The sequence below is a fragment of the Ferdinandcohnia sp. FSL W7-1320 genome (assembly GCF_038050315.1).
GTDB classification, from domain to species: Bacteria; Bacillota; Bacilli; order Bacillales; family Bacillaceae_L; genus Ferdinandcohnia; species Ferdinandcohnia aciditolerans.
In genome coordinates this window covers 3,918,571-3,943,503 of sequence record NZ_JBBPAM010000001.1, presented here as the reverse complement: position 1 = coordinate 3,943,503, position 24,933 = coordinate 3,918,571, and the positions used below count along the sequence as shown (strand labels likewise).

20 protein-coding genes and 1 other annotated feature are annotated in these 24,933 nt (G+C 37.7%); of the genes, 12 read left to right on the top strand and 8 right to left on the bottom strand.

The genetic code is table 11. The features are described 5' to 3' along the window. Positions 1-17: 17 nt before the first annotated feature. From NST91_RS19395 to NST91_RS19370, 6 genes are all read right to left on the bottom strand, one after another. Positions 18-1,526, bottom strand: coding sequence for a tripartite tricarboxylate transporter permease (locus NST91_RS19395; protein WP_341332447.1), 1,509 nt, complete (start codon positions 1,524-1,526; stop codon positions 18-20). Between the two features lie 15 nt (positions 1,527-1,541). After that, the gene (locus NST91_RS19390; protein WP_341332446.1) at positions 1,542-1,991 is read right to left on the bottom strand and encodes a tripartite tricarboxylate transporter TctB family protein; all 450 of its coding nucleotides are present in this window, start codon (positions 1,989-1,991) and stop codon (positions 1,542-1,544) included. Between the two features lie 246 nt (positions 1,992-2,237). Then, entirely contained in the window at positions 2,238-2,921 is a 684-nt protein-coding gene (locus NST91_RS19385; protein WP_341332445.1) for a response regulator, read from the bottom strand. After that, entirely contained in the window at positions 2,921-4,528 is a 1,608-nt protein-coding gene (locus tag NST91_RS19380; protein WP_341332444.1) for an ATP-binding protein, read from the bottom strand. The genes NST91_RS19385 and NST91_RS19380 overlap by 1 nt, the downstream gene beginning before the upstream one ends. A gap of 169 nt (positions 4,529-4,697) precedes the next feature. Continuing rightward, entirely contained in the window at positions 4,698-6,116 is a 1,419-nt protein-coding gene (locus tag NST91_RS19375) for a hypothetical protein (RefSeq protein ID WP_341332443.1), read from the bottom strand. Between the two features lie 113 nt (positions 6,117-6,229). Then, positions 6,230-6,736, bottom strand: coding sequence for an antibiotic biosynthesis monooxygenase family protein (locus NST91_RS19370; RefSeq protein WP_341332442.1), 507 nt, complete (start codon positions 6,734-6,736; stop codon positions 6,230-6,232). Positions 6,737-7,095: 359 nt separating this feature from the next. Here NST91_RS19370 and NST91_RS19365 point away from each other — a divergent pair, with 359 nt between their 5' ends. From NST91_RS19365 to hemY, 4 genes are all read left to right on the top strand, one after another. After that, positions 7,096-9,234 (top strand): transglycosylase domain-containing protein, encoded by a 2,139-nt coding sequence (locus NST91_RS19365; RefSeq protein WP_341332441.1) that lies wholly within the window; start codon positions 7,096-7,098, stop codon positions 9,232-9,234. Between the two features lie 205 nt (positions 9,235-9,439). Then, entirely contained in the window at positions 9,440-10,483 is a 1,044-nt protein-coding gene (hemE, locus tag NST91_RS19360; protein WP_341332440.1) for a uroporphyrinogen decarboxylase, read from the top strand. 17 nt (positions 10,484-10,500) lie between these two features. After that, positions 10,501-11,433, top strand: coding sequence for a ferrochelatase (gene hemH, locus NST91_RS19355; RefSeq protein ID WP_341332439.1), 933 nt, complete (start codon positions 10,501-10,503; stop codon positions 11,431-11,433). Positions 11,434-11,812: 379 nt separating this feature from the next. After that, the gene (hemY, locus tag NST91_RS19350; protein WP_341332438.1) at positions 11,813-13,243 is read left to right on the top strand and encodes a protoporphyrinogen oxidase; all 1,431 of its coding nucleotides are present in this window, start codon (positions 11,813-11,815) and stop codon (positions 13,241-13,243) included. 30 nt (positions 13,244-13,273) lie between these two features. Here hemY and yhfH read toward each other — a convergent pair whose 3' ends face one another. Continuing rightward, positions 13,274-13,402, bottom strand: a complete 129-nt coding sequence (yhfH, locus tag NST91_RS19345; protein WP_341332437.1) for a protein YhfH — start codon at positions 13,400-13,402, stop codon at positions 13,274-13,276. Between the two features lie 178 nt (positions 13,403-13,580). Between yhfH and NST91_RS19340 the strand changes: the two genes are divergently transcribed. The 5 genes from NST91_RS19340 (at position 13,581) to NST91_RS19320 (ending at position 18,292) form a co-directional block, all read left to right on the top strand. Beyond that, a complete protein-coding gene (locus NST91_RS19340; protein ID WP_341332436.1) occupies positions 13,581-14,312 on the top strand; it encodes an MBL fold metallo-hydrolase in 732 nt (243 codons plus the stop codon). Between the two features lie 6 nt (positions 14,313-14,318). Beyond that, entirely contained in the window at positions 14,319-15,308 is a 990-nt protein-coding gene (gene lplA / locus NST91_RS19335; protein WP_341332435.1) for a lipoate--protein ligase, read from the top strand. 171 nt (positions 15,309-15,479) lie between these two features. Next, positions 15,480-17,033, top strand: coding sequence for a fatty acid--CoA ligase family protein (locus tag NST91_RS19330; protein WP_341332434.1), 1,554 nt, complete (start codon positions 15,480-15,482; stop codon positions 17,031-17,033). 128 nt (positions 17,034-17,161) lie between these two features. Continuing rightward, positions 17,162-17,938 carry an enoyl-CoA hydratase gene (locus tag NST91_RS19325; protein WP_341332433.1) on the top strand — a complete coding sequence of 259 codons (777 nt, stop codon included), beginning with the start codon at positions 17,162-17,164 and terminating at the stop codon, positions 17,936-17,938. Positions 17,939-17,986: 48 nt separating this feature from the next. Beyond that, positions 17,987-18,292 (top strand): MGMT family protein, encoded by a 306-nt coding sequence (locus NST91_RS19320; RefSeq protein ID WP_341332432.1) that lies wholly within the window; start codon positions 17,987-17,989, stop codon positions 18,290-18,292. Between the two features lie 28 nt (positions 18,293-18,320). On the opposite strand, the gene argS is transcribed toward NST91_RS19320, so the two are convergent. Further along, positions 18,321-20,006, bottom strand: coding sequence for an arginine--tRNA ligase (gene argS, locus NST91_RS19315; RefSeq protein ID WP_341332431.1), 1,686 nt, complete (start codon positions 20,004-20,006; stop codon positions 18,321-18,323). 41 nt (positions 20,007-20,047) lie between these two features. Beyond that, positions 20,048-20,335: a binding site (T-box leader), on the bottom strand. 163 nt (positions 20,336-20,498) lie between these two features. On the opposite strand from argS, the gene NST91_RS19310 reads away from it, so the two are divergent. From NST91_RS19310 to aceA, 3 genes are all read left to right on the top strand, one after another. Next, complete coding sequence (locus tag NST91_RS19310; protein WP_341332430.1) at positions 20,499-21,761, top strand: M48 family metallopeptidase; 1,263 nt, start codon at positions 20,499-20,501, stop codon at positions 21,759-21,761. A 199-nt stretch (positions 21,762-21,960) separates the two neighbouring features. Further along, positions 21,961-23,550: a malate synthase A gene (gene aceB / locus NST91_RS19305; protein ID WP_341332429.1), complete on the top strand. Its 1,590-nt coding sequence runs from the start codon at positions 21,961-21,963 to the stop codon at positions 23,548-23,550. A 36-nt stretch (positions 23,551-23,586) separates the two neighbouring features. Continuing rightward, positions 23,587-24,864, top strand: a complete 1,278-nt coding sequence (gene aceA / locus NST91_RS19300; protein WP_341332428.1) for an isocitrate lyase — start codon at positions 23,587-23,589, stop codon at positions 24,862-24,864. Positions 24,865-24,933: the final 69 nt, after the last annotated feature.

Genomic DNA, 24,933 nt, shown 5'->3' with positions numbered 1-24,933 from the left:
TATGTCAATTAGTCATCTTAAAGGGAAGTATTTTCGTTTAGATCTGTCTTTTTCTTTCTTCTTCTGTTCATGAATATTGGATAAGTAAGTGATAAAAGTGTCAAGATTAATAGTGTAATCGAAATAGGTGAACTAACAAAGATATCTAAATTACCATGACCAGCTACAATGCTTTTTCTGAAGTTTTGTTCCATATCTGTACCAACAATTAATGCTAAAATCATTGGAGCAATCGGGAAGTCGTAGAGTTTCAAGAATAAACCGATAACACCGAAAATAATTAAGATATAGAAGTCTAATATTGTGTAGTTCATTGTATATGCACCGATAAATGCAAGGACTAAAATAATTGGATATAAGACCTTTGCCGGAACATCTAAGATTTTTACAAAAACACCAACCATTAATACGTTAATTAAGAATAAGAAAATATTACCCAAGAATAGACTATCGATTAAACTCCATACCATATTTGGGTCACTTTCGAATAGAAGTGGACCCGGTTTTACACCAAGCATGACAAGAGCTCCTAGCATTACTGCTGTTGTTCCAGAACCTGGGATACCCATAGTTAACAGTGGAACGAAAGCGCCAACCGCTGCCGAGTTGTTAGCCGTTTCGGGTGCAGCTAATCCTTCAATTGCTCCTTTACCGAACTCTTCAGGACGTTTTGAAAGTTGTTTTTCCGTACTGTATGCCATCAATGAAGCAATCGCGCCACCAGCACCTGGTAGAATACCAACTATGAAGCCTAGTGGAGAACTACGGAACATTGGCCACTTTGAACGTTTCCAGTCATCCTTTGTAATCCAAACTCGTCCAAGTTTATTTTTCTTACCAACTGGTCTATCTATTGTTAAGTAGTTATATAGAATTTCTCCAACTGCATAAATACCAATGATAATAACTAAGAAGTTAATGCCATCACTTAAATGAACATTGCCAAATGTGAAACGATGTACCCCAGTTTGAAGGTCGATACCAACTGTAGCTAGAACTAAACCAATCCCCATCGAAATAAACCCTTTTGTCATATTTCCAATGGATAAGGAAACGACAGCTGATAAAGTGAAAAGCATAAGTAAAAAGTACTCCGCTGGACCAAACTGTAGAGCGAAATTAGAGAGTGGCTTTGCTAAAAACATAAAGCCAATAACTGCGACAAAACCACCAATGAGTGAACCAATTGCTGTAATCGCAATCGCGGGGCCAGCACGACCTGCTTTTGCCATTTGGTAACCATCAAATGTAGCAGCAACAGCTGATCCGTCACCAGGAGTGTTAATCAAAATTGAACTTAATGATCCACCATACATGGCACCATAGTAGATCGTTGCCATTAGTATTAATGCGCTTGTTGGATCCATTCCGAATGTAACCGGGATTAATACTGCAATTGCTGTTGCCGGTCCTAAACCTGGAAGCATCCCAACAATGGTTCCTAAAAATCCTCCAAATACGACGAATAGTATATTTTCCGGTCTAAGTACTGTTGCAAATCCTTCAAGAATTCCTTGGATATCCATGTTATCCCCCCTAATCTATGGTAAGCTGACATCTAAAAGTTGAGAAAAGGCGTACCATGATCCCAAACTAAATAAAACAGCTACACTAATATTGACCTTCCATTTTTCTTTACCATTAACGATGAATAAAACAGCTGCCATGAACAGAATTGTTGAAATTAAGAACCCTACTCTTTCAAAAATGAGTGTGTAAATTAATGATAATACTAATGTAGATATAATTAGAAAGGGAACTCTGCCTTTAAACAAAAGTTTGATTTCATCATTTTTGGGATAGTGGTTTTTAAGTTCTTTTATGAGATAAATAACACTCACAATAAATAGAAAAATACCAACCATCATTGGAAAATAGAGTGGACCATTTGGGTCTCCCAATTTGGCTTTAGGTAGATTAATAGCTGAAATTAAATAGAAAATGCTAATTAGAATTGAAATAATCGGTAGAATTAATCTAGTTGCCCCCATTTTTATTACCTTCCTTTCTCTAAATCTTTTTTATTATTGATTCATTCTCTTGCCCTTTTAAACACCCTTCATAGTAGAGCAAATTCTTAGTTGTTCTAATATTACTCATAAAACTATTTTAAAAGTTCAGACACAAATTTGTAACCGTTTTCAAAATAAGTAATATAAAATACGATAAAATCTTTTTGTTCATTTTGTTCATGAAAAAGCATCTTGAAAGAGATTCAAGATGCTTGCCCGTTGTGATTATTTTTGTTTTGAATATTTGCGTTCTGGTCTACCGACAATACCATATTCAAGTTCGGCCATTACTTCATTAGTTGATGCAAGGTATTCTAAGTAGCGCCTAGCGGTTGTTCTGGATGCTCCCATCCGTTCACCCATTTCTTCAGCAGTAATTCCTGTATCCATCCGGTTGATAATATCTCGTACTTTTTCAAGAGAAAGGGGGTCAATCCCTTTTGGATAATGTACTTTCTTTTCAACAGGCTGTATTTGTTTGCTCCCGAAATAGTGGTCTACAATAGTCTGATCGACTTCATTCCTGCTGTTTAGCAGTTCTTTCTTTTCAATATATTTTTCTATCGTTTCCGTAAACTTTTCAAAAGTTACGGGTTTTATGAGGTAATGAAAAACTCCGCCACGGAGCGATTCTTCTAAATGTTTCTTTTCCGTCGCTGCAGTTATCATAATGATGTCTACATCAGGATATAGATTTCGAATGATTGGTAAAATTTCAGTACCCATTTTATCAGGCATATAGACATCCAATAAAAGCAAGTCTATATTTTGATGTTTTTTTAACAAATCAAGGGTTTCTTTTGCGTTTGAGGATTTACCGATTAGGTTCACATCTTCAATTCTTTGTAAGAATTGTTCATGAATCGATGCAACCCTAAAGTCATCCTCAGCAATAAGTACATTTATCATCAGTCTTCCTCCTTATTAATCTGACTTTTTATCGGTAGAAAAACAGTAAAAATTGCGCCGCCATTCTTTCCATTTGATATTTCGATAGAACCATTTAACTTATCAACTATTGTCTTAACATTCCACAGTCCAAAGCCCCTATTTTCTTCACCTTTAGAGGATACTCCTTTATCAAAGAGAAGGGACATTTTTTCAGTTGGAATCCCGTTGCCATTATCACTAACTTCGAAGACAATATCGTTTCCGATGTCGGTTACGAAAAATGTTACTTCACCTTCGTCTTGCATAACTTCGTCAATTGCATTGTCAATCAGATTTCCAATAATGATAATGCAATCCGTAATTGAAATATGGCTCGGTAATTTAGACAAATAGCTATTTTCATCAATTATCAAACTAACCTTCTTTTCCGATGCCTTTCCTATTTTTCCAAGTATAATAGCCTGGAGTTTAGGATCTTTTATTTGATTAAACAATATATCGTTTTGAAAGTTTAGTTGATTTGTTTCTTCCTGAATCATGGAAATGGCTTGTTCATATTGCTTTAACTGAAGTAATCCAGATAAAACATATAATTTATTTGTGAATTCATGAGTCTGTGCCCTTAAATCCTCGGAGTAGTTTTTAATCTCGGTTAAGGTATCGACCATTTTCTTAATTTCTGTTTTATCTCTAAAGCTGGAAACGACTCCAACTGTTTTACCATTCTCAATAATAGGCATGCGATTCACAATTAACACTCGATTGTTGATGACCATTTCATCATCAGTCTCAACCATATTTGTATCTAATACCCGGAGCATCCTTGTGTTTGGCAGAATCTCAGCAATTGGTTTATTAATACTGTCACTTGAAATTCCAAGCATTTGTTTTGCAGATTTATTAAGTAATGTAATCTGTCCCTTATTATCAATTGCAAGAATTCCTTCTTTTACCGATTTTAAAATTGCATTCCTTTCTCGATATAAGGAAGCAATTTCATGTGGTTCAAGTCCCATTATGTCATTGCGGATACTCCTTGCTAATAGAACTCCGCCAAATAAGCCAACGATTAAAACAATAATCGCAATAAATAAGGTTTTCAGTAACTTCTGATTAATATTTTGTTTTATCTCATTTTTTAAATAACCAACACTTACAACACCAATGATTTGTTGTCCAGATTCTCCTGAAATAATCGGTGCCTTTCCCCACAAAATATTCCCTAGTTGATTATTTGTTTCGACTGTGTAAAAGCTGCCAAAAACAATCGCTTTAAAGTTTTCGTCATCAAAAGCAGTATGGTCGATACTAACTTCGGGATAAGAGAAATTTAGCCCATCTTTATATTCGATAAAAATATAGTTAGCCCCAACTTGGTTGCTAATTTGCTGTGTAATTGCTTCCATCGAACCAGATTGTAAGTCTTCATGAGAACCATCTTTCAATGCCGGTATTAATGAAAGTGTACGTGATGCCTGTAAAGAAAGCTTTTGCATGTCCTCATTGGTCTCTCTTGCTTCATAATAAATAAACATTCCTGTTAAGACTGATATCACAAACACAATTAAAGAAAGTATTAATGTGATAATTTTAGTTTGTAAAGTAATGTTAAAGAGCTTTAACATGTGTCTCTCTCCGATGTTATTAATATAGGAAGAATATGTAGAATCTACTAATATTATATCGAAAAATAGTGTAGATTCATAACATTAAATTTATTGGAACTTTTGTAAATTACTAATTTATTAAAAGTAAAAGAAGCCCTTATTCGGTAAGAGCTTCTATTATGGTCGATTATATTAAGAACATCGCTACAATTGTTGTTACCACCAGTCCAATTGTTACCGGAAGTAAGTTCTTCCTTGCAAGTTCAAATGGGTCGACGCCACATATTGCAGCAGCTGGGATAAGTGCCCATGGAACGAGGGTTCCGCCACCTACCCAAATTGCTGCGATTTGCCCAAGTGCTGTTAATGTCGCAGCACCAGCCCCAAGAGCGGATGAAAACAAAGCGGCAAGTGATCCAGCTAATGAAATTCCTGAAAATCCTGAACCATCTAACCCTGTAATTGCACCAACAATGGTTAAGGTAACCGCGCTGACTGGGGCATTTAATGGTACAACTGATGCAAGACTAACCCCAAGGTCATTCACTATTCCCTGTGAATGCTCTGGCAAGAAGTCGCCAATGATTTTTACAAATCCAGAGTCCCCGAGATAGAAAAAGGCGGCGATTGGAATGACTGGACCAAATACTTTGAATCCGAATTGAAAGCCTTCAATTAAATAGGTTGTTGTTTTTTCTAACCCAGCATTTTTATGAGCAACAAGTGAGATTAGTAGAAGAATAAAGATTGAGGTCCCACCAACAAGTGCTGTTGCGTCTCCACCGGAAAGATTTAAGACAGACATGGCAACAACATCTAGGGCGAAAAGGATAGGGATTAATATGGCAAAGAAACGTTTTGCGGATGTTGAAAGTAAGCTTTTTAAACGTTCTTCTTCTTTCTCTGATAGATCCTTAGTCAACGGATTTGAATAGTCAGTTTTACCACCTACAGAAAGAGTTCCTTTACGCATATCGCGTCGTAGTAAAAAGTAGGCTACAACTGTCGTTACAATCCCCATCACAAAAACTAAAGGGATACTTGCTTTCACAACTTCCATCACCTCAAGACCTGCAGCGTCTGCTGTAAGTTTTGGGGCGGCTTGAATGATAAAATCACTTGACAAGGCAATACCGTGACCGAACAAGTTCATTGCCATTGCCACACCCAAAGCAGGCAAACCTACTCTCATTGCTACCGGTAAAAGTACCGCACCGATAAGGGCTACAGCAGGGGATGGCCAGAAAAACCATGATATCACCATCATGACAATACCAATTGTCCAATAAGCAAGAGCAGGGGAACGGATAAGTTTTGCAAAAGGAGCAATCATGATGTCATTGATTCCAGTTACTGTTAATGCCTTACTCATCGAAACAATAATTGAAATGACAAGAATGGTTGAGAGTAACTCGGTTATTGCATAAATAAAGCTATTAAAGACACCACTCACGGAAGCACTTATTGATCCAGTAGCTGTAATGGCAAGTAGAAAGATACCGAGTATACAAATAAGTGATGTGTCCCTCCTCATCACCATAAAACCAATGATTAAGAGGATAAACGAAACATATATCCAATGCAGGGCTGTTAATTCCACTAACATTGTGAAACCCCCATTCCTAATTCCAAATTCAACCAGAGGTAACTACACGTTTACCTATGTTTGTATTACAGAATATGTCACTGGGGATTAGGTGTGAGAAGTGCACACAAATTTTAATCATCTGATATAGAGTGATAAGTTTTTGTATAAACAGGTCCAGAAAAGATTGTTTGGTTTAGGCCCGCTTTCGTTTTTTGAATGAATTGGTCAAGTTGTTCAAAGCTATTGGAGTGGGTCCAATCTAAATAAAATGATTCCTTTTCCCAAAAGCTTACCACTACAAAAGTATCACTTTTTATTGGCTTTAGTGCGCGAAAGGCAATAAATCCTCGAGAGTTTTGAAACACAGAACTCATTTGGGTGATGTTGTATTCAAATAACGGTTTGCCTTCCTCTGTTACAGGGATATATGTGAATGCAGAAAATTTTGCACTCTCAATTTCTCCTATGGCAGTGAGGACTTCATATTTACGTGGTGCTGCAAAAACAGACTTCTTTGTTGTCTCATGAAGCAGAATCGCTGTTTCATTATTATAAAACGCAGTCATGTTTTCATTTCTGTGCTTTTCCTGGAGTTTTATCAAAAAATCTATTGTACCGAACGCCATATAAAAGTTCATGTAACTCCTCCTTTATTAATGTCTAGCTTCATGCACAATCGGCTCTCTGGTCTAAGTCTATCGCTCTGAAGGTAAAGAGCACCTTCTGTCACCGCTCGTCTTATGCTTGTCACCTAATGCAACGTGTCTTGCGCTTTTCTTTTAGGGCATACATAGTGAGAAACTTTTACAGTTATACTAAAAGATAACATAACCAACTCAGATTGAATTAATCATATCTAGCTTCAGCACCTAGCCCCATGAAGTTACAAGCTAATCCATCAAGAAGGATAAAATGTATCCTTCTATCCGGCTTTTCTTATGCTTGTCGGGGTTGACTGAGTCGCTTCCGCTTCTAATTATTCCAAGGAGGTCACAGTATGAAAAGAAAATTATTCCTCTCATTGTTTGTTATTATAGGTTCGTTTGTCCTTGGATTGTGTGGGTATTTGCTTATCTTATATGCAGGTGACTATGTCATTGATGACAAAAAACTTGTTATGAACTCAGCAACAAAACTTGTTGATGAAGATGGACAGTTTATTACAAAATTATATTATGAGAATCGGGATATTGTACGGATTAAGGAAATTCCGGAATATGTACAGCAGGCATTTGTTGCAGTAGAAGATACACGGTTTTATCAACATCATGGTATTGATCTTCAAGCAATTGCTAGAGCAATATATAAAGATATTATTGCCGGTGGAAAGGTAGAAGGTGGAAGTACCATTACGCAGCAGCTCGCCAAGAATGTTTTCCTTACGAATGAAAAAACATTCTTGCGAAAAACGAAAGAATTGATAATAGCTATTAATTTAGAAGAAGAGTACAGCAAACAAGAGCTTTTAGAAATGTATTTAAATCAAATTTATTTTGGTCACGGTGCATACGGAATTCAATCTGCATCAAAATTTTATTTTAACAAAAATGTAAGTGAATTATCGGTTGAAGAAGGTGCACTACTTGCAGCCATACCGAAAGCACCATCAACTTATTCACCAATCCTAAATCCTGAAAAAAGTAAACAAAGACGGGACTTGGTCATTAATTTAATGGAGAAAAGAGGGTTTTTACAGCCAGAGGAAGCTGTTAGAGTTCAGGGAAAGACTCTTTCTCTAAATGTCCATGAAGTAGAGAGGGATCCCGCATTATTAACCTATATCGATATGGTATTTGATGAAGCGAAGACTCGCTATCAATTATCAAATGAGGAATTGCTTAGAGGTGGCTATACAATTACTGTTCCTCTTCACCTGGAGATTCAAAAAACAGCTTTCGAGCTATTTAAGGATCAAAAGAATTTTCCGGGTGTTGATGAAAATGTAGAAGGTGCATTTGTACTGTTAGATAATGATACAGGTGGTGTTTTAGCTAGCATTGGCGGTAGACGCTATGTAAGTCGAGGCATTAATCGCGTTGTAATTAAACGACAGCCAGGATCAACGATTAAACCATTGGCAGTTTACGGCCCGGCATTGGAAGAAGATGAATTTGAACCCTATTCCATGATAGTTGATAAAAAATTATCCTATGGTGAATATGAACCAAGCAATTATTCAGGTATTTATAAAGGTGAAATATCTATGTATGATGCTTTAGTCGAGTCATCAAATGCTCCAGCGGTCTGGATGCTTGATAGAGTTGGTATTGATACAGCTAAAAAATATTTAACAAAAGCAGGTATCACAATTCCAGATCAAGGCTTATCAATCGCTTTAGGTGGACTTAAAGAAGGCATTTCTCCTATTGCAATGGCAAAAGCCTATCGCGCATTTGCCCGTGGAGGAAAAGTGATTGAACCACATGTCATTAACAAAATAGTAAACCGTGAAGGAAAAGTGATTGGAGAGGCATCGACACATGAGACGGAAGCTTTTTCAAAACAAACGGCATGGTATATGACAAGAATGCTTGAAGGCGTTGTGGATAATGGTACTGCAAGGGTGGGAACTTATCAGGGTGCACTTGCAGGGAAAACTGGGACAACCAATTTACCTGGTGTAGAGAATGGAATCAAGGATGCTTGGTTTGTCGGATTCACACCATCAGTAGTAGGGGCAATTTGGATGGGTTATGATTCTACAGATGCCATGCATTATTTAAAAGGTGGAAGTGGCTCACCGACGAGACTCTTTAAAAAAATACTTGATCAATCTGAACTAAAGAAAGTAACTGCCTTTTCTGCTCCAAAGGACGTAGAGGAACTTGAGCCACCAATACGGCTCACAGAAATTGATGATGTTAAAGCTGACTTGACCTTTAAACCTCTTGGATTATTTACGGTTTCCCTAAAATGGAAACCGTCAGAAGATGAACGTGTTGAATATCGAATTTATGAGGAGAACACAAAGTCTGTTAAATATGTCGGTTCTGTTAGAGGGAGTGGGGACTTTGAGATTGAAAATGTTAATATATTTTCGATACCATCTTATTTTGTAGTACCTTTTAACTCCCAGACGAAAGAAGAGGGAACAAAATCTCAAGCTGTTAAGCCTACCTTTTTCTCTAGTAAATAAAACATGTTTAAGGGTGGTGTTCATTTCACCACCCTTTAGCCGTTAATGTTCGTCAAATTTTTGACATTTGCCCCGGTTTTGTATACAAGGATAGTAGAAACAATTATAGTGATAAAGTGAGGATATGTTCTATTTAATATATAATACTTACCTATGCTATTATAGAGACTATTGTTTGAAGATATTGAAAGGAAGGTAAATACATATGCAAAAGGGTTTTAATGATACATTGTTAAGAGCGGCTAGGGGTAAAAAAACTGAACATGTGCCTGTTTGGTATATGCGCCAAGCGGGAAGATCCCAGCCAGAGTACCGAAAAATTAAAGAAAAATACGGACTGTTTGAAATTACACATCAGCCTGAGTTATGTGCATATGTGACAAGACTTCCAGTTGAGCAATATGATGTGGACGCAGCAATTCTATATAAAGACATTATGTCTCCACTCCCAGCTCTCGGGATAGATGTTGAAATCAAAGCAGGAGTTGGACCTGTTATCAGTAACCCAATCCGTTCAGTTAAGGACGTTGAAAAGCTTGGTGAAATTCATCCTGAAGCAGATGTTCCATATGTTCTTGATACAATTAAACTATTAACGACTGAACAGCTCTCCGTTCCATTGATTGGGTTTGCAGGAGCGCCATTTACATTAGCAAGCTATATGATTGAAGGTGGACCTTCAAAAAACTATAATAAAACGAAGGCTTTCATGTATGCCCAACCTGAAGCATGGTTTGCCTTAATGGATAAACTAGCTGAAATGACGATTACCTATGTGAAGTCACAAATAGCTGCAGGTGCAAAAGCTGTACAAATTTTTGACTCTTGGGTAGGTGCATTAAATGTGGCAGACTACCGTCATTTCATTAAACCAGTCATGCATCGTATCTTTTCTGCACTTCGTGAAGAGAATGTACCACTTATCATGTTCGGAGTTGGAGCAAGCCATTTAGCATTAGAATGGCATGATTTACCACTAGATGTTGTTGGACTCGATTGGCGCTTGCCAATCATGAATGCAAGAGAACTTGGAATTACAAAAGCAGTTCAAGGAAATCTTGATCCAGCCATTTTGCTGGCTCCTTGGGAAGTCATCGAAGAAAAAGCAAAAGAAATTCTAGACCAGGGAATGCAACAACCGGGTTATATTTTCAACCTTGGACATGGCGTTTTCCCAGATGTTAAACCAGAGACACTAAAGCGTCTAACTACATTTATCCATGAATATTCGAAAGAAAAACTAATCTAGCTTCTGAGGTGTTTTAAATGACAAGAAAGAAAATGGGACTACTCGTAATGGCATACGGTACTCCATATAAAGAAGAAGATATTGAACGTTATTATACGCATATACGTCATGGACGTAAGCCTTCACCAGAAAGCTTAGAGGACCTACGTAGTCGTTATGAAGCAATTGGCGGAATTTCACCACTTGCTAAAATCACAACAGAACAAGGTGAAAGACTTGAAGAGCATTTAAATCAAATACAAGATGAAATTGAGTTTAAATTTTATCAAGGTTTAAAGCATATCGAGCCATTCATTGAAGATGCAGTAGCTCAGATGAATGAGGATGGAATTGAGGAAGCTGTGAGTCTAGTTCTCGCACCTCATTTTTCAACTTTTAGTGTAAAAGCTTATAATGGACGTGCGCAAGAAGAGGCAGAAAAGCTTGGGGGCCCAACAATTACATCTGTAGAAAGTTGGTATAAAGAGCCTAAGTTCATTGATTACTGGGCAAAACAGGTGAAGCAAGTCTTTGCTTCAATGCCAGAAGAAGAACGTGAGAATGCAGTATTAATCGTTTCAGCACATAGTCTTCCTGAAAAAATCATTGCTGCTGGTGATCCTTATCCTAGTCAGTTACAAGAAACTGCTGATTTAATTGCTGAAGCAGCAGGTATCAAGAATTATGAGATAGGCTGGCAAAGTGCAGGAAATACACCTGAACCATGGTTGGGGCCGGATGTTCAAGACCTAACTAGAGACCTTTACAATGAAAAAGGCTACAAAACTTTTGTCTATATTCCAGTTGGATTTGTAGCAGATCACTTAGAGGTTCTCTATGACAATGATTACGAATGTAAAGTTGTTACAAAAGAACTAGGTGTCAGTTATTACCGTCCTGAAATGCCAAACTCAAAGCCAGAATTTATCGATTGTTTGGCAACAGTTGTATTAAAAGAACTTAAAAAATAAATTGTCACTGAATTTTTACATTTAAATGAGTGTTCAAAAGGAGGATGAAAAGGACCGCGTCGACAAAAACGCCACTTCCTGTGGCATTGTCGACACTAGCACGTCCTGTGCGTTGAAAGTTCGAGGCGGTGCAGCTTTGAGTAGCGGTACGTATGCAATTAATACGTCAGCATAAGCAATTGCTTCAGTGAATCCCCTTCGCAAGCCGGAAAGGGTGTTTTTCCTTTCCAAGGAACGGAAAAGCAAGCCAACGAGCTTCCACACGATGTGGTGCTTCGACTTTCGACACAGGACGTGTCGGCACTTAGTCGAAGCTCCGATATCGATGTGTCATTTTCATCCGATTTTTTGACATCCTATTGAAAGAAGGCGATGTTAAGTGAGTAATCAAAAGGTAGTTGTAATAGGTGGCGGGATTACTGGTTTAACAGCAGCTTATTATCTCCAAAAAGAGGCAAGAGAGAAGGGCTTAGACATAAACTGTACCCTTTTAGAAGCAAGCCATCGACTTGGTGGAAAAGTACAAACCGTGGAACGTGATGGTTTTGTCATTGAAAGAGGTCCAGATTCTTTTTTAGCTAGGAAAAAGAGTGCCTCCCGGCTTGTCAATGAGGTTGGTCTAGGGGATAAATTGGTTAACAATACTGCTGGTAAATCATATGTTCTTGTGAACGGAAAGCTTCATCCAATGCCAGGTGGTTCCATCATGGGAATACCAACTCAAATTGGACCATTCATCACTACAGGTTTGTTTACCCCGTTTGGTAAACTTCGTGCTGCAATGGATTTTGTGTTACCTCGTACACCTGGAGAAGGCGATCAATCACTTGGTCAATTTTTTAGAAGAAGACTTGGTGATGAGGTCGTTGAAAACCTTATTGAGCCATTGCTATCAGGGATATATGCTGGAGATATTGACCAACTAAGCTTAATGTCGACTTTCCCTCAATTCTATCAAGTTGAGCAAAAATACCGTAGCTTAATCTTAGGAATGAAGCAAACAACACCACCAAAACCAAAGCCAAGTGGGGAAACAAATTCGGCTCCAAAGGGACAGTTCTTAACTGTAACTTCTGGATTACAGTCATTTATTGATGCAATTGAAGCAAAACTTGAGCCTGGTACCGTTTTTAAGGGGATTAAGGTTGAAGGTATTGAAAAACAAAGTAGCCATTACGTTATTAAACTGAACAATGGGAAAGAGATAACCGCGGATAGTGTAGTTGTTGCTACACCACATCATGTAACACAATCCATTTTTAATCAATACTCATTTTTTGATTCCTTTAAGGAAATGCCATCTACATCAGTAGCTACTGTAGCAATGGCTTTCCCTGAAGAAGCTATAAAAAAAGATATTGATGGAACGGGCTTTGTTGTATCACGGAATAATGATTATATTATTACGGCAGTTACTTGGACCCATAAAAAATGGCCGCATACGACCCCAGAAGGTAAAGTACTCCTTCGTTGCTATGTTGGTAAAGCGGGAGACGAAGCAATCGTTGATCAATCAGATGAAGAGATTGTCAAAGTAGTTCTTGATGATTTAAACAAAACAATGAATATTACAGACCAACCTGAATTTTCTATTGTAACAAGATGGAAAGATGCAATGCCGCAATATACAGTAGGGCATAAGGACAGGATTGAATCAGTTAAGAAAAATGTCGCTAATCAACTACCTGGTGTCTTTTTAGCGGGAAGCTCTTATGAGGGTCTAGGTCTGCCTGACTGTATTGACCAAGGAGAAGAGGCGGTTATCAAGGTAATGGAATATTTAAAAGAAACTACACCAGTTTTAGTGTAAAAGAAAAGGAAGGCCTCGGCCTTCCTTTTGTTATTTAATCTCGTTACAGTGGTCGCATTTGTTGCCGTAGCACTCATGCTGCTCTTCGATATCATGGCCACACTCTACACATTTTTTTGGTGGTAAGTTTTTAAAAAACTCTGTACTATTTACTAACATTTACAACCCCTCCGTTTCTTTGTTATTTATAGTGTACTATAACAGTTTTAAATGTGTCAATAACTGTTTTGTAACAATTTATTTAAAAAGTGAAATTTTCTTTTGTATCGATTATAGTGGTAGTGGGTAGGGTAAACCATTGAAGAGTAGATATTTTAAGGGAGAGAAAGGTGATCCTATGAAGGTAACTGTAGTTGGATTTTGGGGTGGATTTCCAGCAGTGAATGAAGCTACATCTGGTTATTTATTTGAGCAGGACGGTTTTCGGTTACTTGTTGATTGTGGAAGTGGTGTACTAGCACAGCTTCAAAACTATTTAACAATTAATGAGCTTGATGCGATAATATTATCTCATTACCATCATGACCATGTAGCAGATATTGGTCCGATGCAGTATGCAAGACTTGTAACAAGTGCAATACATAATCAACATAAAGAACTGCCGATATATGGCCACAGTGCTGATAAAGAAGGCTTCGCAAAATTGGAACATAAAGGACATACAATAGCAATTGAATATAACCCTGATGAAACCATTCAAATCGGCCCATTTTCAATTTCATTTATGAAGACTAAGCATCCAGTTGTATGCTATGCAATGAGAATTACAGCAGGTGGACAGACTGTTGTATTTTCAGCTGACTCTAGTTATTTAGAAGAGTTTATTCCGTTTACTCAAGATGCAGACCTATTTATTTGTGAATGTAATCTGTATGCGGATCAAGATGGTTCCAATATGGGCCATATGAATAGTACAGAAGTAGGTAAGATTGCAAAAGCGGCTAATGTAAGAGAACTTTGGCTAACGCACCTGCCTCATTACGGTAAACATGAAGACCTTGTCAATCAAGCTTCATCACAATTTAATGGTCTTATCAAATTAGCAAAATCAGGACTAACTTGGGAGTGAAAAACGATGTTATTTATCGATAATAAAGGAATACATGATCCACAAATTAACTTAGCCATTGAGGAGTATGCACTTAAAAATTTAGACATAAATGAGACTTACTTATTATTTTATATAAATGCCCCGTCAATTATCATTGGAAAAAATCAGAACACAATTGAGGAAATCAATACGCAGTATGTAGAAGACAATGGTATTAAAGTAGTGAGGCGCTTATCAGGTGGCGGAGCTGTTTACCATGACTTAGGAAATTTAAATTTTAGCTTTATTACGAAGGATGACGGAGAAAGCTTCCATAATTATAAAAAGTTTACGGAACCAGTAATTGAGGCATTGCATAAGCTTGGTGTAAATGCCCAATTAAGTGGCAGAAATGATATCGAGGTGGAAGGAAGAAAAATTTCAGGAAACGCTCAATTTTCAACAAGAGGTAGAATGTTCAGCCACGGAACACTAATGTTCGATTCAGAAATTGACCATGTAGTATCAGCACTTAAAGTGAAAAAGGATAAAATAGAATCGAAGGGGATTAAATCGGTACGAAGCAGGGTTGCTAATATAAGTGAATTCCTAAATGAAAAAATTACAATTGAAGAATTTAGACAAATGCTGCTACGCTATATTTTCAACACCGATGGTGATATTCCTGAATATGTCCTAACAGAGAAAGATTGGGAAAACATACATGAAATTTCAAAAGAACGCTATCAAAACTGGGATTGGAACTATGGAAAGTCCCCAAAGTTCAATTACCAGCATACTCATCGCTTCCCTGTTGGTTCAATTGATGTGCGATTAGAGGTACAAAAGGGAATGATAGAAAACTGTAAAATTTTTGGAGATTTCTTTGGTGTGGGTGATGTAGAAGATATTGAAAAACGTTTAATTGGAACAAAATATGAAAAAGCGGAGCTCGAGAAAGCATTAGAGAATGTTGATATCCAGCATTATTTCGGTAAAATTACGAAAGATGATTTTATCAATTTAATTTATTAAGTACATGACTAAAGCGGATTAGATTCATACAATCTAGTCCGTTTTTTATAAAAATATGCAATACCATCTTGATAGAAAAACTTTCTTTCAATATAATATATTTAGAATTTTATTTTTTGTCAATAAATGAATGACTATTCATTCATATTGTTGGCTGAGGGAGGGAGAAAATTGAATCTATCATCACGACTAGGGGAAACAGCGCAGAAATACTTCGACAAACCAGCATATATTTTTCAAGGTAATGTAAGTACATATGCTGAATTAGATGGTGCAGTTACAAAGTTTGCAAATGGCTTGGAGAAGCTGGGAATTAAAAAGGGTGATCATATTGCTCTAGTACTGGGCAACACTCCACATTTTGTTATTGGATTTTACGGTGCTCTACGTGTAGGAGCAACAGTTATCCCAATTAATCCGATTTATACTCCTGATGAGATCGGATATATTATCAATAATGGAGATGTAAGGGCTGTCATTATGTTGGACTTGCTTATCCCACTTTTTGAAAAGATGAATGAACACCTTCCGAAAGTTGAACATCTCATAGTTTGCGAAACACCACAGGGTACAAATAGTGGAGTCGATATCACAAAACTATCAATCTGCCCAAAATTGAAATCGTTTACAGAAGTTGTTAGCTCAGGTGAACTCTCATTCGTTAGACCAACTCTTGAGGATGACGATATTGCCGTAATTTTGTACACATCTGGTACAACGGGTAAACCTAAAGGAGCAATGCTGACCCACATGAACTTGTACAGCAATGCAAGGGATGTTGCGGAATACCTGAAAATTTCTGAACAGGATAGGGTTATTACAACCTTACCGATGTTCCATGTTTTCTGCATGACAGTCGCATTAAATGCACCATTAATGAGCGGCGGAACAATGTTGATTGTACCAAAGTTTAGTCCAAAGGAAATATTCCAAGGCGCAAGCGAGTATCAGGCAACAGTATTTGCGGGTGTACCAACGATGTATAATTTTCTCCTCCAATATCCTGAAGGAAATCCTGAGGACTTAAGCTCTTTACGCCTATGTATTTCAGGTGGAGCTGCAATGCCTGTGGCACTTTTAAAGAGCTTTGAGCAGAAGTTCAATGTTCTTGTATCTGAAGGTTATGGATTATCTGAAGCATCGCCTGTAACCTGCTTTAATCCGTTAGATCGGCCACGAAAACCAGGCTCAATTGGAACAAACATTGTAAATGTTGAGAATAAGGTTGTCGACGAAAATGGTGAGGAAGTTCCTTGTGGTCAGGTAGGAGAATTGATTGTTCGTGGCCCAAATGTCATGAAGGGCTATTATAAAATGCCTGAAGAAAGTGCTGCAACATTACGCAATGGCTGGCTTTATACAGGTGATTTAGCAAAAATGGATGAAGAAGGCTATTTTTATATCGTTGACCGCAAGAAAGATATGATCAATGTTGGTGGATATAATGTTTATCCAAGAGAAGTAGAAGAAATACTTTATAATCATCCTGGTGTTGTTGAGGCTGCTGTTTTTGGTGTGCCAGATCCGAATATGGGTGAGGCAGTTCTCTGTTATGTTGTGAAGAAGGAAGAAGATTTAAAAGAAGAGAATCTTCTAGATTATTGTCGTGAGCATTTAGCTAAATACAAGCTACCTAGTAAAATCGAATTCCTAGAAGAACTTCCTAAAAATACGACCGGAAAGATTCTCCGTCGTGCATTAAAGGATTTAGTTACAAACAAATAAGGTAGAGAGCAGGTCAAACGGCCTGTTCTTTTTAGTATGGCGACAATGATAAAAATTGTTAAAGGAATTTTTTAGTTTGAAGCGAAATAGGATGTAAGCGATATTACTATTTTAGAAGAGGTGGAACTATGACTACAGTTTTATACGAAGTTGAAAATCATGTTGCAACTGTCACATTGAATCGCCCAGAAGCGTTGAACTGCTTTAATTATGAGATGCTTAAAACACTTGATGAGGTTATCGAAGATATTCGTACAAATGCCGATGTTCGCGTTGTTATCATTACTGCAACAGGTGAAAAAGCATTTAGTGTGGGTGCAGATTTAAAGGAACGAAAAACATTAAATGAAGCACAGGTTAGAAGAAACGTATATAAAATAGGTCAGGTTTTTGCTAGTATTGGAGATTTACCACAGCCAACTATCGCTGCAATCAATGGCTATGCATTTGGTGGTGGAATGGAGCTTGCACTGGCCTGTGATTTCCGAATTTCGGTTCAAGATACACAGATGGGGTTGACAGAAACAAGTCTAGCAATCATTCCTGGAGCCGGGGGAACGCAACGACTTCCCCGCCTTATTGGTGAAACAAAAGCCATGGAACTAATTTTAACTGCAAAACGAATTAGCGCCGAAGAGGCGAAAGAATACGGGATTGTATCAAGTGTAGTTTATCGAGACGAACTAATGGAAGCTTCCATGAAACTAGCAAATGAAATGTTAAAGAACGGTCCTCTTGCCTTACAACAAGCTAAATTTGCTATTAAGCAAGGATTGAACACTGACCTGCACACAGGCTTTAAGATTGAACGCAAAGCGTATGAAGTAATTATCCCAACGGAAGACAGGGTGGAAGCACTAGCTGCCTTCAATGAAAAAAGAAAACCGAACTATAAAGGGAAATAAATATAGTAAGTTCACAATAAGTATTTCTAGTGTAAGGACAAAGTTAAAATGAAACCATTTACGGAAAATGTTATTAGAATCATTACGCAAATTCCACCTGGACAAGTTATGACTTACGGACAGATTTCAAAACTCGCTGGAAGTCCAAGAGGCGCTAGGCAGGTTGTGAGAATCCTTCATTCGATGAGTAAGAAATATAACCTTCCTTGGTTCCGGGTTATCAACTCCAAGGGTGAAATTGCAATTGCAGATGAGGAAACACGTGCTGCTCAAGCCATTTACCTACAGGATGAAGGGATAGAGGTTATTAACGGCATTATAGATTTGAAAAAATATCAGTATCATCCAGAATAAGAGCCCGGGACACAAGGTCCTGGGCTAACTACATTTCTTCTGGAGCTTTTACTCCTAGCAATCGTAACCCTTCTTTCAGTACGATGGTAACAGAACGTACCAATGCAATCCGATCGTTCATTTCTTCATCCACATGAAGAACCTTTACATGACTATAATACTTATTGAATTCTTGAGAGAGCTCTATTACATATTTTGCAATTACTGAAGGCTCATACTGCTGCATACTTCTTTGGATGGTTGCCGGGAAATCCATCAGAAGCTTCACAACTGACCAGCTTTGCGAATCGGAAAGTCCATTTGTTATTTCTCCTGAAACCTTCGCCTTTCTTAAAATAGAGCAGCCTCTTGCGTGAGTATATTGAACATAAGGTCCTGTAGTTCCTTCAAATTTAAGCATTTCCTCTAGTGAGAATTCAATATTGTTAAGTCGTTCATTCTTTAAGTCATGGAAAATGATTGCACCCAAACCGACCATTTTCGAAATTTCATCTTTGTTATCGAGACTGGGGTTTTTCTGTTCAATGTTTTGCTTTGCGAGCTCGATTGCTTCCTTCATAACATTTTCTAACAGAACTATTTTTCCTTTTCGAGTCGACATTTTCTTTCCATCTTTGAGGATGAAGCCAAATGGAACATGGACCATATCGTTTGCCCACTGATAACCCATTTTTTCAAGTACTAGAAAGATTTGTTTAAAATGCAAGCTTTGCTCATGTCCTACTACATAGATTGCTTTAGCAAAATGGTAGTTATCTTGACGATAGATGGCTGCTGTTACATCTCTGGTGGCATAAAGGGTTGCACCGTCAGATTTTTTTATTAAACAAGGTGGTAGATTTTGTTCAGATAAATCAACTACCTCTGCCCCTTGTGACGGTGTCAAAAGATTTTTCTTATTTAGCAATTCAACAGTAGTCTCCATTTTGTCATTATAAAAGGCTTCTCCATTAAAGGAATCGAATTCTACATCTAGCAGGGAATAAATACGTGAAAACTCCTTTAATGATTCCTCTCTAAACCAACGCCATAGGTTTAAGGCTTCTTCGTTTCCTTCTTCAAGCAATTTGAACCACATTCTTGCTTCAGCCTCAAGTTGAGGATTTGTCTGGGCTTCATCGTGGAAACGAACATAAAGCTGTAGCAACTCCGTTATCGGGTTTTTTCTAACGGCCTCATCATTCCCCCAAAGTTTATAAGCTACAATGAGTTTTCCAAATTGTGTACCCCAATCTCCAAGATGATTAATCCGGAGCGGCTGATAGCCACATTTCTCGACAATCTTGGCAAGCGAATTTCCGATAACAGTTGAACGCAAATGCCCCATTGAAAAAGGCTTTGCGATATTTGGTGAGGAAAAATCAATGGTTATTGTCGCTCCTTGACCAAAGCTGTGGCTTCCGTAATTAGACTCTTTGGCAAGAATGGTTTGAAGAATATATTTGCTTATTTCCTGTTTGTTTAGAAAACAGTTTACATATGGCCCTTCTGCAACAACCTTTTCAAAAAGGGAGTCTTGAATTAAAGGTGCCATTTCCTGTGCAATAACAGCGGGTGATTTTCGCAAGTGCTTTGCAAGTGCAAAACAAGGAAATGCTAAATCACCTTGTTCCTGAAATTTTGGTTTTTCAATAAGTTTTATTACTTCTTCAAATGATAAAACAGCTTGTAGTTGCTTTGATAACGCTTCGGCATACATTTGTATAACATTCATTATCTAACCTCCTTTAAAAGTATAAAAAAATCCCGTCTCTTAAAAGAGACGAGATTTACCCGCGGTACCACTCAAATTGTTCACGATGAACCTAACTTAGTAAGTAACGGGTTCCCCCGGCACACCCTACTAAAGGATGTTCAAAAGATTCGGTGAAAATGACAGATCAAATTACTTCGTCCTTTTCATCCTTCTTTTTGAACTACACTATAAAAGTTTCAGGTGGGCTTCTCAGAAGTGCGGTTCATCTTGATTTCACCATTGGGCTTCCACCATCCCCAACTCGCTATCGGTTACATCAGGACTACTCTCTTCATCACAGAATTTCGATTATATTTCATTCATGATAACTAATTATGGATTAGAAATCAATGAGTTTTTTATACGCTTATATTGTCAAAAATGAAGATATGAGGAAAGTCATTGTTCTATCTGGCCCTACTTTTAACTAAAATACTAGTAAGAGGGTTGTACATAAAGGGGGACAGCATAGTGAAAAAAGTAATTGGATGGTCACTTGGAATTTATCTCATCTTTGGTTTATTTATAGCGTGGTATTTATTTTTTGGAGCAAATACGGACATACCTGCGCAGCTGAAAGGAAGTCCAGCGGACCCACAAACATTTATGAATAATCGTGAGCTTTTACTAAGTGAAGAGTATTCACAAATTAGAAACCTTTTGTTTTTCCTGTCAGTACCGTTTGAATGGATGATTTATATACTTGTTCTCGTGATTGGGATTTCAGCAAAATTCCGTGATTGGTCAAAAGTATCAGCAAAGTTTTCAATCCTACAAACAGCGATTTATTTATTTTGGCTTTCCTTGTTGGTTGAAGTATTATCATTTCCACTATCATGGATTAGCTACAATGTTTCAAAAACATATAATATTACTGTACAGACCACTCAAAGCTGGATGAAGGACCTATTAATTGATTTTTGGGTGAATTACGCGTTAATGATTGTAATTGTGGGCGTCTTGTTTTGGTTGATTCGAAGAAATGAGAAAAGATGGTGGTTCCATGCATGGCTTCTATCAATCCCATTCTCCATGTTTCTCATGTTTGTACAACCAGTTATTATAGACCCACTTTACAACGATTTTTTTCCATTAACCAATAAAGAGTTAGAAACAAAGATTCTGGAGATGGCAGATCGTGCGGAAATTCCTGCAGACCATGTATTTGAAGTGAATATGTCCGAAAAAACAAATGCTCTTAATGCATATGTAACCGGAATAGGGTCTAATTCGCGAATTGTGCTTTGGGATACAACACTTCAACGTCTAAGTGAAGATGAAATATTATTTATTATGGCCCATGAGATGGGGCATTACGTAATGAAACATATTTATATTGGAATTGCTGGTTATTTGCTATTAACCTTAGTTGGACTCTTTATGATTAGTAAGCTTATGTCTTATATGGTAAGAAAATGGGGTCAACTGTTTAAGATAACAAGTGTAAAAGATATTGCCGTTCTTCCAGTGTTTCTATTGTTAATCTCTGTTTTAAGTTTTGTTTCAGACCCAGTTTCAAATGCTGTTTCAAGACACCAGGAAAAGTCAGCTGATTTGTACGCTCTTGAAATGACGGAGGATAACAAGGCAGCAGTTTCGTCCTTCCAGGAATTATCAAAGGCTGGTCTAAGTCAAGTGAATCCACCATTCCTAGTGAAGATGTTTAGATATGGACACCCAACAATGCTTGAAAGGATTACGTATACAAACGAATTTGAAAAGAATGAGAAATAACCAAAATAGCTTTGTTTTCAGAGTGAAATCTGTTAACAAGGCTTTCTTTTTTTATATTGTTATAGTACAGAATTACTATTTTTTAATTGTTATATAAAAAAATACAGAAAAATGTTCCAATTTCAAAAAGTCTGTTATATAATACTTCTGTATTTAATAATCTGTATTATAACAATTTAAGGAAGGTGTTAGGGACAAAATGACGACACAAACCTCAGGAATTCAGATCATGGGAAAGATGAATGAGCAGTATGAAGAAATTTTGACACCCCAGGCATTGAACTTCATTGAAAAACTAGAGAGGAACTTTGGAGAAAGAAGGAAACAACTTGTAGAAAAGAGACAGCAAAGACAAAACGAAATCGATAGTGGAAAGATGCCAACATTTTTGCCTGAAACAGAGCATATCCGAACTGGAGATTGGACAGTTGCGCAGATTCCAAAAGACTTAGAGGATCGGCGAGTTGAAATTACTGGCCCAGTCGATCGAAAAATGATTATTAATGCACTAAATTCAGGGGCAAAAGTATTTATGGCTGATTTTGAAGATGCTACCTCTCCTACTTGGAATAACATTATCGAAGGGCAGATAAATCTACGAGATGCTGTAAGAAAGACGATCACATTTGAAAATAAAAATGGAAAAAAATATCAACTTCACGATGTAACTGCAACACTTGTTGTCCGCCCTCGCGGCTGGCATTTAGAAGAGAAACATATACAACTTGATGGCAACCGAATATCAGCGAGTTTATTAGATTTTGGTCTTTATTTTTATCATAATGCGAATTACTTGATTGAGAATGGAAGTGGTCCATATTTTTATTTACCAAAGATGGAAAGCCATCTTGAAGCAAGACTTTGGAATGATGTTTTTATCTTTGCACAAAATGAAATTGGAATTCCTCAAGGAACGATAAAGGCAACTGTGTTAATTGAAACGATTCTAGCAACCTTTGAAGTCGAAGAAATTTTATATGAGTTAAAAGAACACTCAGCAGGTCTAAATTGTGGTAGATGGGATTATATTTTTAACTATTTAAAAAGATTTCGGAATGTAGAAGATGTGATATTACCAGACCGCTCTGTTGTTACGATGACAGCCCCATTTATGAGTGCTTATTCACAGCATGTCATTAAGATCTGCCATAAACGCAATGTTCATGCGATTGGTGGGATGGCTGCCCAAATACCTGTAAAAAATAACACAAAAGCTAATGAAGAAGCCTTTCAAAAAGTAAGAGCAGATAAGGAACGTGAAGCGAACAATGGTCATGACGGCACATGGGTGGCTCACCCAGGGCTCGTGCCGGTTGCTAGAGAAGTATTTAATACAATAATGCTTGGAGCTAACCAAATTGACCAAAAACGTGAAGACGTTCAAGTAACAGCCGATGAACTTATTGCGGTTCCAGAAGGAGCTATTACAGAGCAAGGAGTACGTACGAATATCAATGTTGGCATTCGATACATTGAATCATGGCTTCGTGGTCATGGTGCCGCACCGATCCATAATCTAATGGAGGATGCAGCTACAGCTGAAATCTCTAGAGCTCAGGTTTGGCAGTGGATCCGCCATCCAAAAGGAATACTTGCGGATGGAAGAAAGGTCACACTTGAGCTAGTTCACCAACTGAAAGAGGAAGAGCTTGAAAAAATTAAACAAGAAATCGGGAAAGAAGCATTTGAAACTGGTCGTTTCGCGGATGCAACTCGTCTGTTTGAGGACTTAGTGACGAATGATGAGTTTGTTGAATTTTTAACTTTACCTGGATATGAAATTTTATAGATTAAAAAATGAGTAGAATACAAGGAGGAATTTAAAATGACAAACAAAAGAGTTCAAAAACTGCAAGAAAGCTGGGAAATGGATTCTAGATGGAATGGAATTGAAAGACCTTATTGTGCTGAGGATGTTATTCGCTTACGTGGTTCAATTGATATTGAGCATACATTGGCACGTAGAGGATCTGAAAAACTCTGGAACCTCCTTCATACAGAGGATTATATTCATGCACTAGGAGCATTGACTGGTAATCAAGCCGTTCAACAAGTAAAAGCAGGTTTAAAGGCAATCTATTTAAGTGGGTGGCAGGTAGCTGCTGATGCGAACCTTTCAGGGCACATGTACCCTGACCAAAGCCTATATCCAGCCAACAGTGTACCAAGTGTTGTTAAGCGTATTAACCAAGCGCTTCAACGTGCCGATCAGATTCAACATTTAGAAGGCCAAGGTGACACCGACTGGTTTGCTCCTATTGTGGCAGATGCAGAGGCAGGTTTTGGCGGACAGTTGAATGTATTTGAATTAATGAAAGGCATGATCGAAGCGGGTGCTGCTGGTGTTCATTTTGAAGACCAACTGTCATCTGAAAAAAAATGTGGTCATTTAGGTGGAAAGGTTTTATTACCAACACAAACCGCAGTACGGAACTTAATTTCCGCTCGACTAGCTGCTGACGTAATGGGAGTACCAACGATTTTAGTTGCTAGAACTGATGCTGACGCTGCAGACTTAATAACAAGTGATATTGATCCTGTTGATCAGGAATTCATTACAGGCGAACGAACACCAGAAGGTTTCTTCCGGACACGGGCAGGGATTGAGCAAGCAATTGCACGAGGTCTGGCATATGCACCATATGCTGATTTGATTTGGTGTGAAACGTCTGAGCCAGACTTAGAGCAAGCACAGCGTTTTGCTGATGCTATTCATGAGAAGTTTCCTGGTAAGCTATTAGCCTATAATTGTTCTCCATCTTTTAACTGGAAGAAGAAACTAGATGAAAAGACTATTGAGAATTTCCAAAAAGAAATTGGAAAAATGGGTTACAAATTCCAATTTGTTACGTTGGCTGGATTCCATGCTCTAAACCACAGCATGTTTGAATTAGCTAGAGGTTACAAAGAAAGAGGAATGGGGGCATATTCAGAGCTTCAGGAGGCTGAATTCGCAAGCGAAAAGCATGGGTACACAGCTACAAGACATCAGCGTGAAGTAGGAACAGGATATTTTGATGAAGTGGCACAGGTTATTACGGGAGGAACATCATCTACGACTGCTTTAAAAGGCTCTACCGAGGAAGCACAATTTTCAAAATAAGACGCCTAAAAAAAACTGGCTAACATATTGTTAGTCAGTTTTTATTCGGTTATTCTTGGACTTTACAAT

Coding starts and splice junctions, on each gene's coding strand:
- NST91_RS19365 (WP_341332441.1), top strand. CDS start 7,096: ATGAAAAGAAAATTATTCCTCTCATTGTTTGTTATTATAGGTTCGTTT.
- aceB (WP_341332429.1), top strand. CDS start 21,961: ATGACGACACAAACCTCAGGAATTCAGATCATGGGAAAGATGAATGAG.
- aceA (WP_341332428.1), top strand. CDS start 23,587: ATGACAAACAAAAGAGTTCAAAAACTGCAAGAAAGCTGGGAAATGGAT.
- argS (WP_341332431.1), bottom strand. CDS start 20,006: ATGAATGTTATACAAATGTATGCCGAAGCGTTATCAAAGCAACTACAA.
- hemH (WP_341332439.1), top strand. CDS start 10,501: ATGACAAGAAAGAAAATGGGACTACTCGTAATGGCATACGGTACTCCA.
- lplA (WP_341332435.1), top strand. CDS start 14,319: ATGTTATTTATCGATAATAAAGGAATACATGATCCACAAATTAACTTA.
- NST91_RS19340 (WP_341332436.1), top strand. CDS start 13,581: ATGAAGGTAACTGTAGTTGGATTTTGGGGTGGATTTCCAGCAGTGAAT.
- NST91_RS19325 (WP_341332433.1), top strand. CDS start 17,162: ATGACTACAGTTTTATACGAAGTTGAAAATCATGTTGCAACTGTCACA.
- hemE (WP_341332440.1), top strand. CDS start 9,440: ATGCAAAAGGGTTTTAATGATACATTGTTAAGAGCGGCTAGGGGTAAA.
- NST91_RS19320 (WP_341332432.1), top strand. CDS start 17,987: ATGAAACCATTTACGGAAAATGTTATTAGAATCATTACGCAAATTCCA.
- yhfH (WP_341332437.1), bottom strand. CDS start 13,402: ATGTTAGTAAATAGTACAGAGTTTTTTAAAAACTTACCACCAAAAAAA.
- NST91_RS19395 (WP_341332447.1), bottom strand. CDS start 1,526: ATGGATATCCAAGGAATTCTTGAAGGATTTGCAACAGTACTTAGACCG.
- NST91_RS19385 (WP_341332445.1), bottom strand. CDS start 2,921: ATGATAAATGTACTTATTGCTGAGGATGACTTTAGGGTTGCATCGATT.
- NST91_RS19370 (WP_341332442.1), bottom strand. CDS start 6,736: ATGAACTTTTATATGGCGTTCGGTACAATAGATTTTTTGATAAAACTC.
- NST91_RS19375 (WP_341332443.1), bottom strand. CDS start 6,116: ATGTTAGTGGAATTAACAGCCCTGCATTGGATATATGTTTCGTTTATC.
- NST91_RS19380 (WP_341332444.1), bottom strand. CDS start 4,528: ATGTTAAAGCTCTTTAACATTACTTTACAAACTAAAATTATCACATTA.
- NST91_RS19390 (WP_341332446.1), bottom strand. CDS start 1,991: ATGGGGGCAACTAGATTAATTCTACCGATTATTTCAATTCTAATTAGC.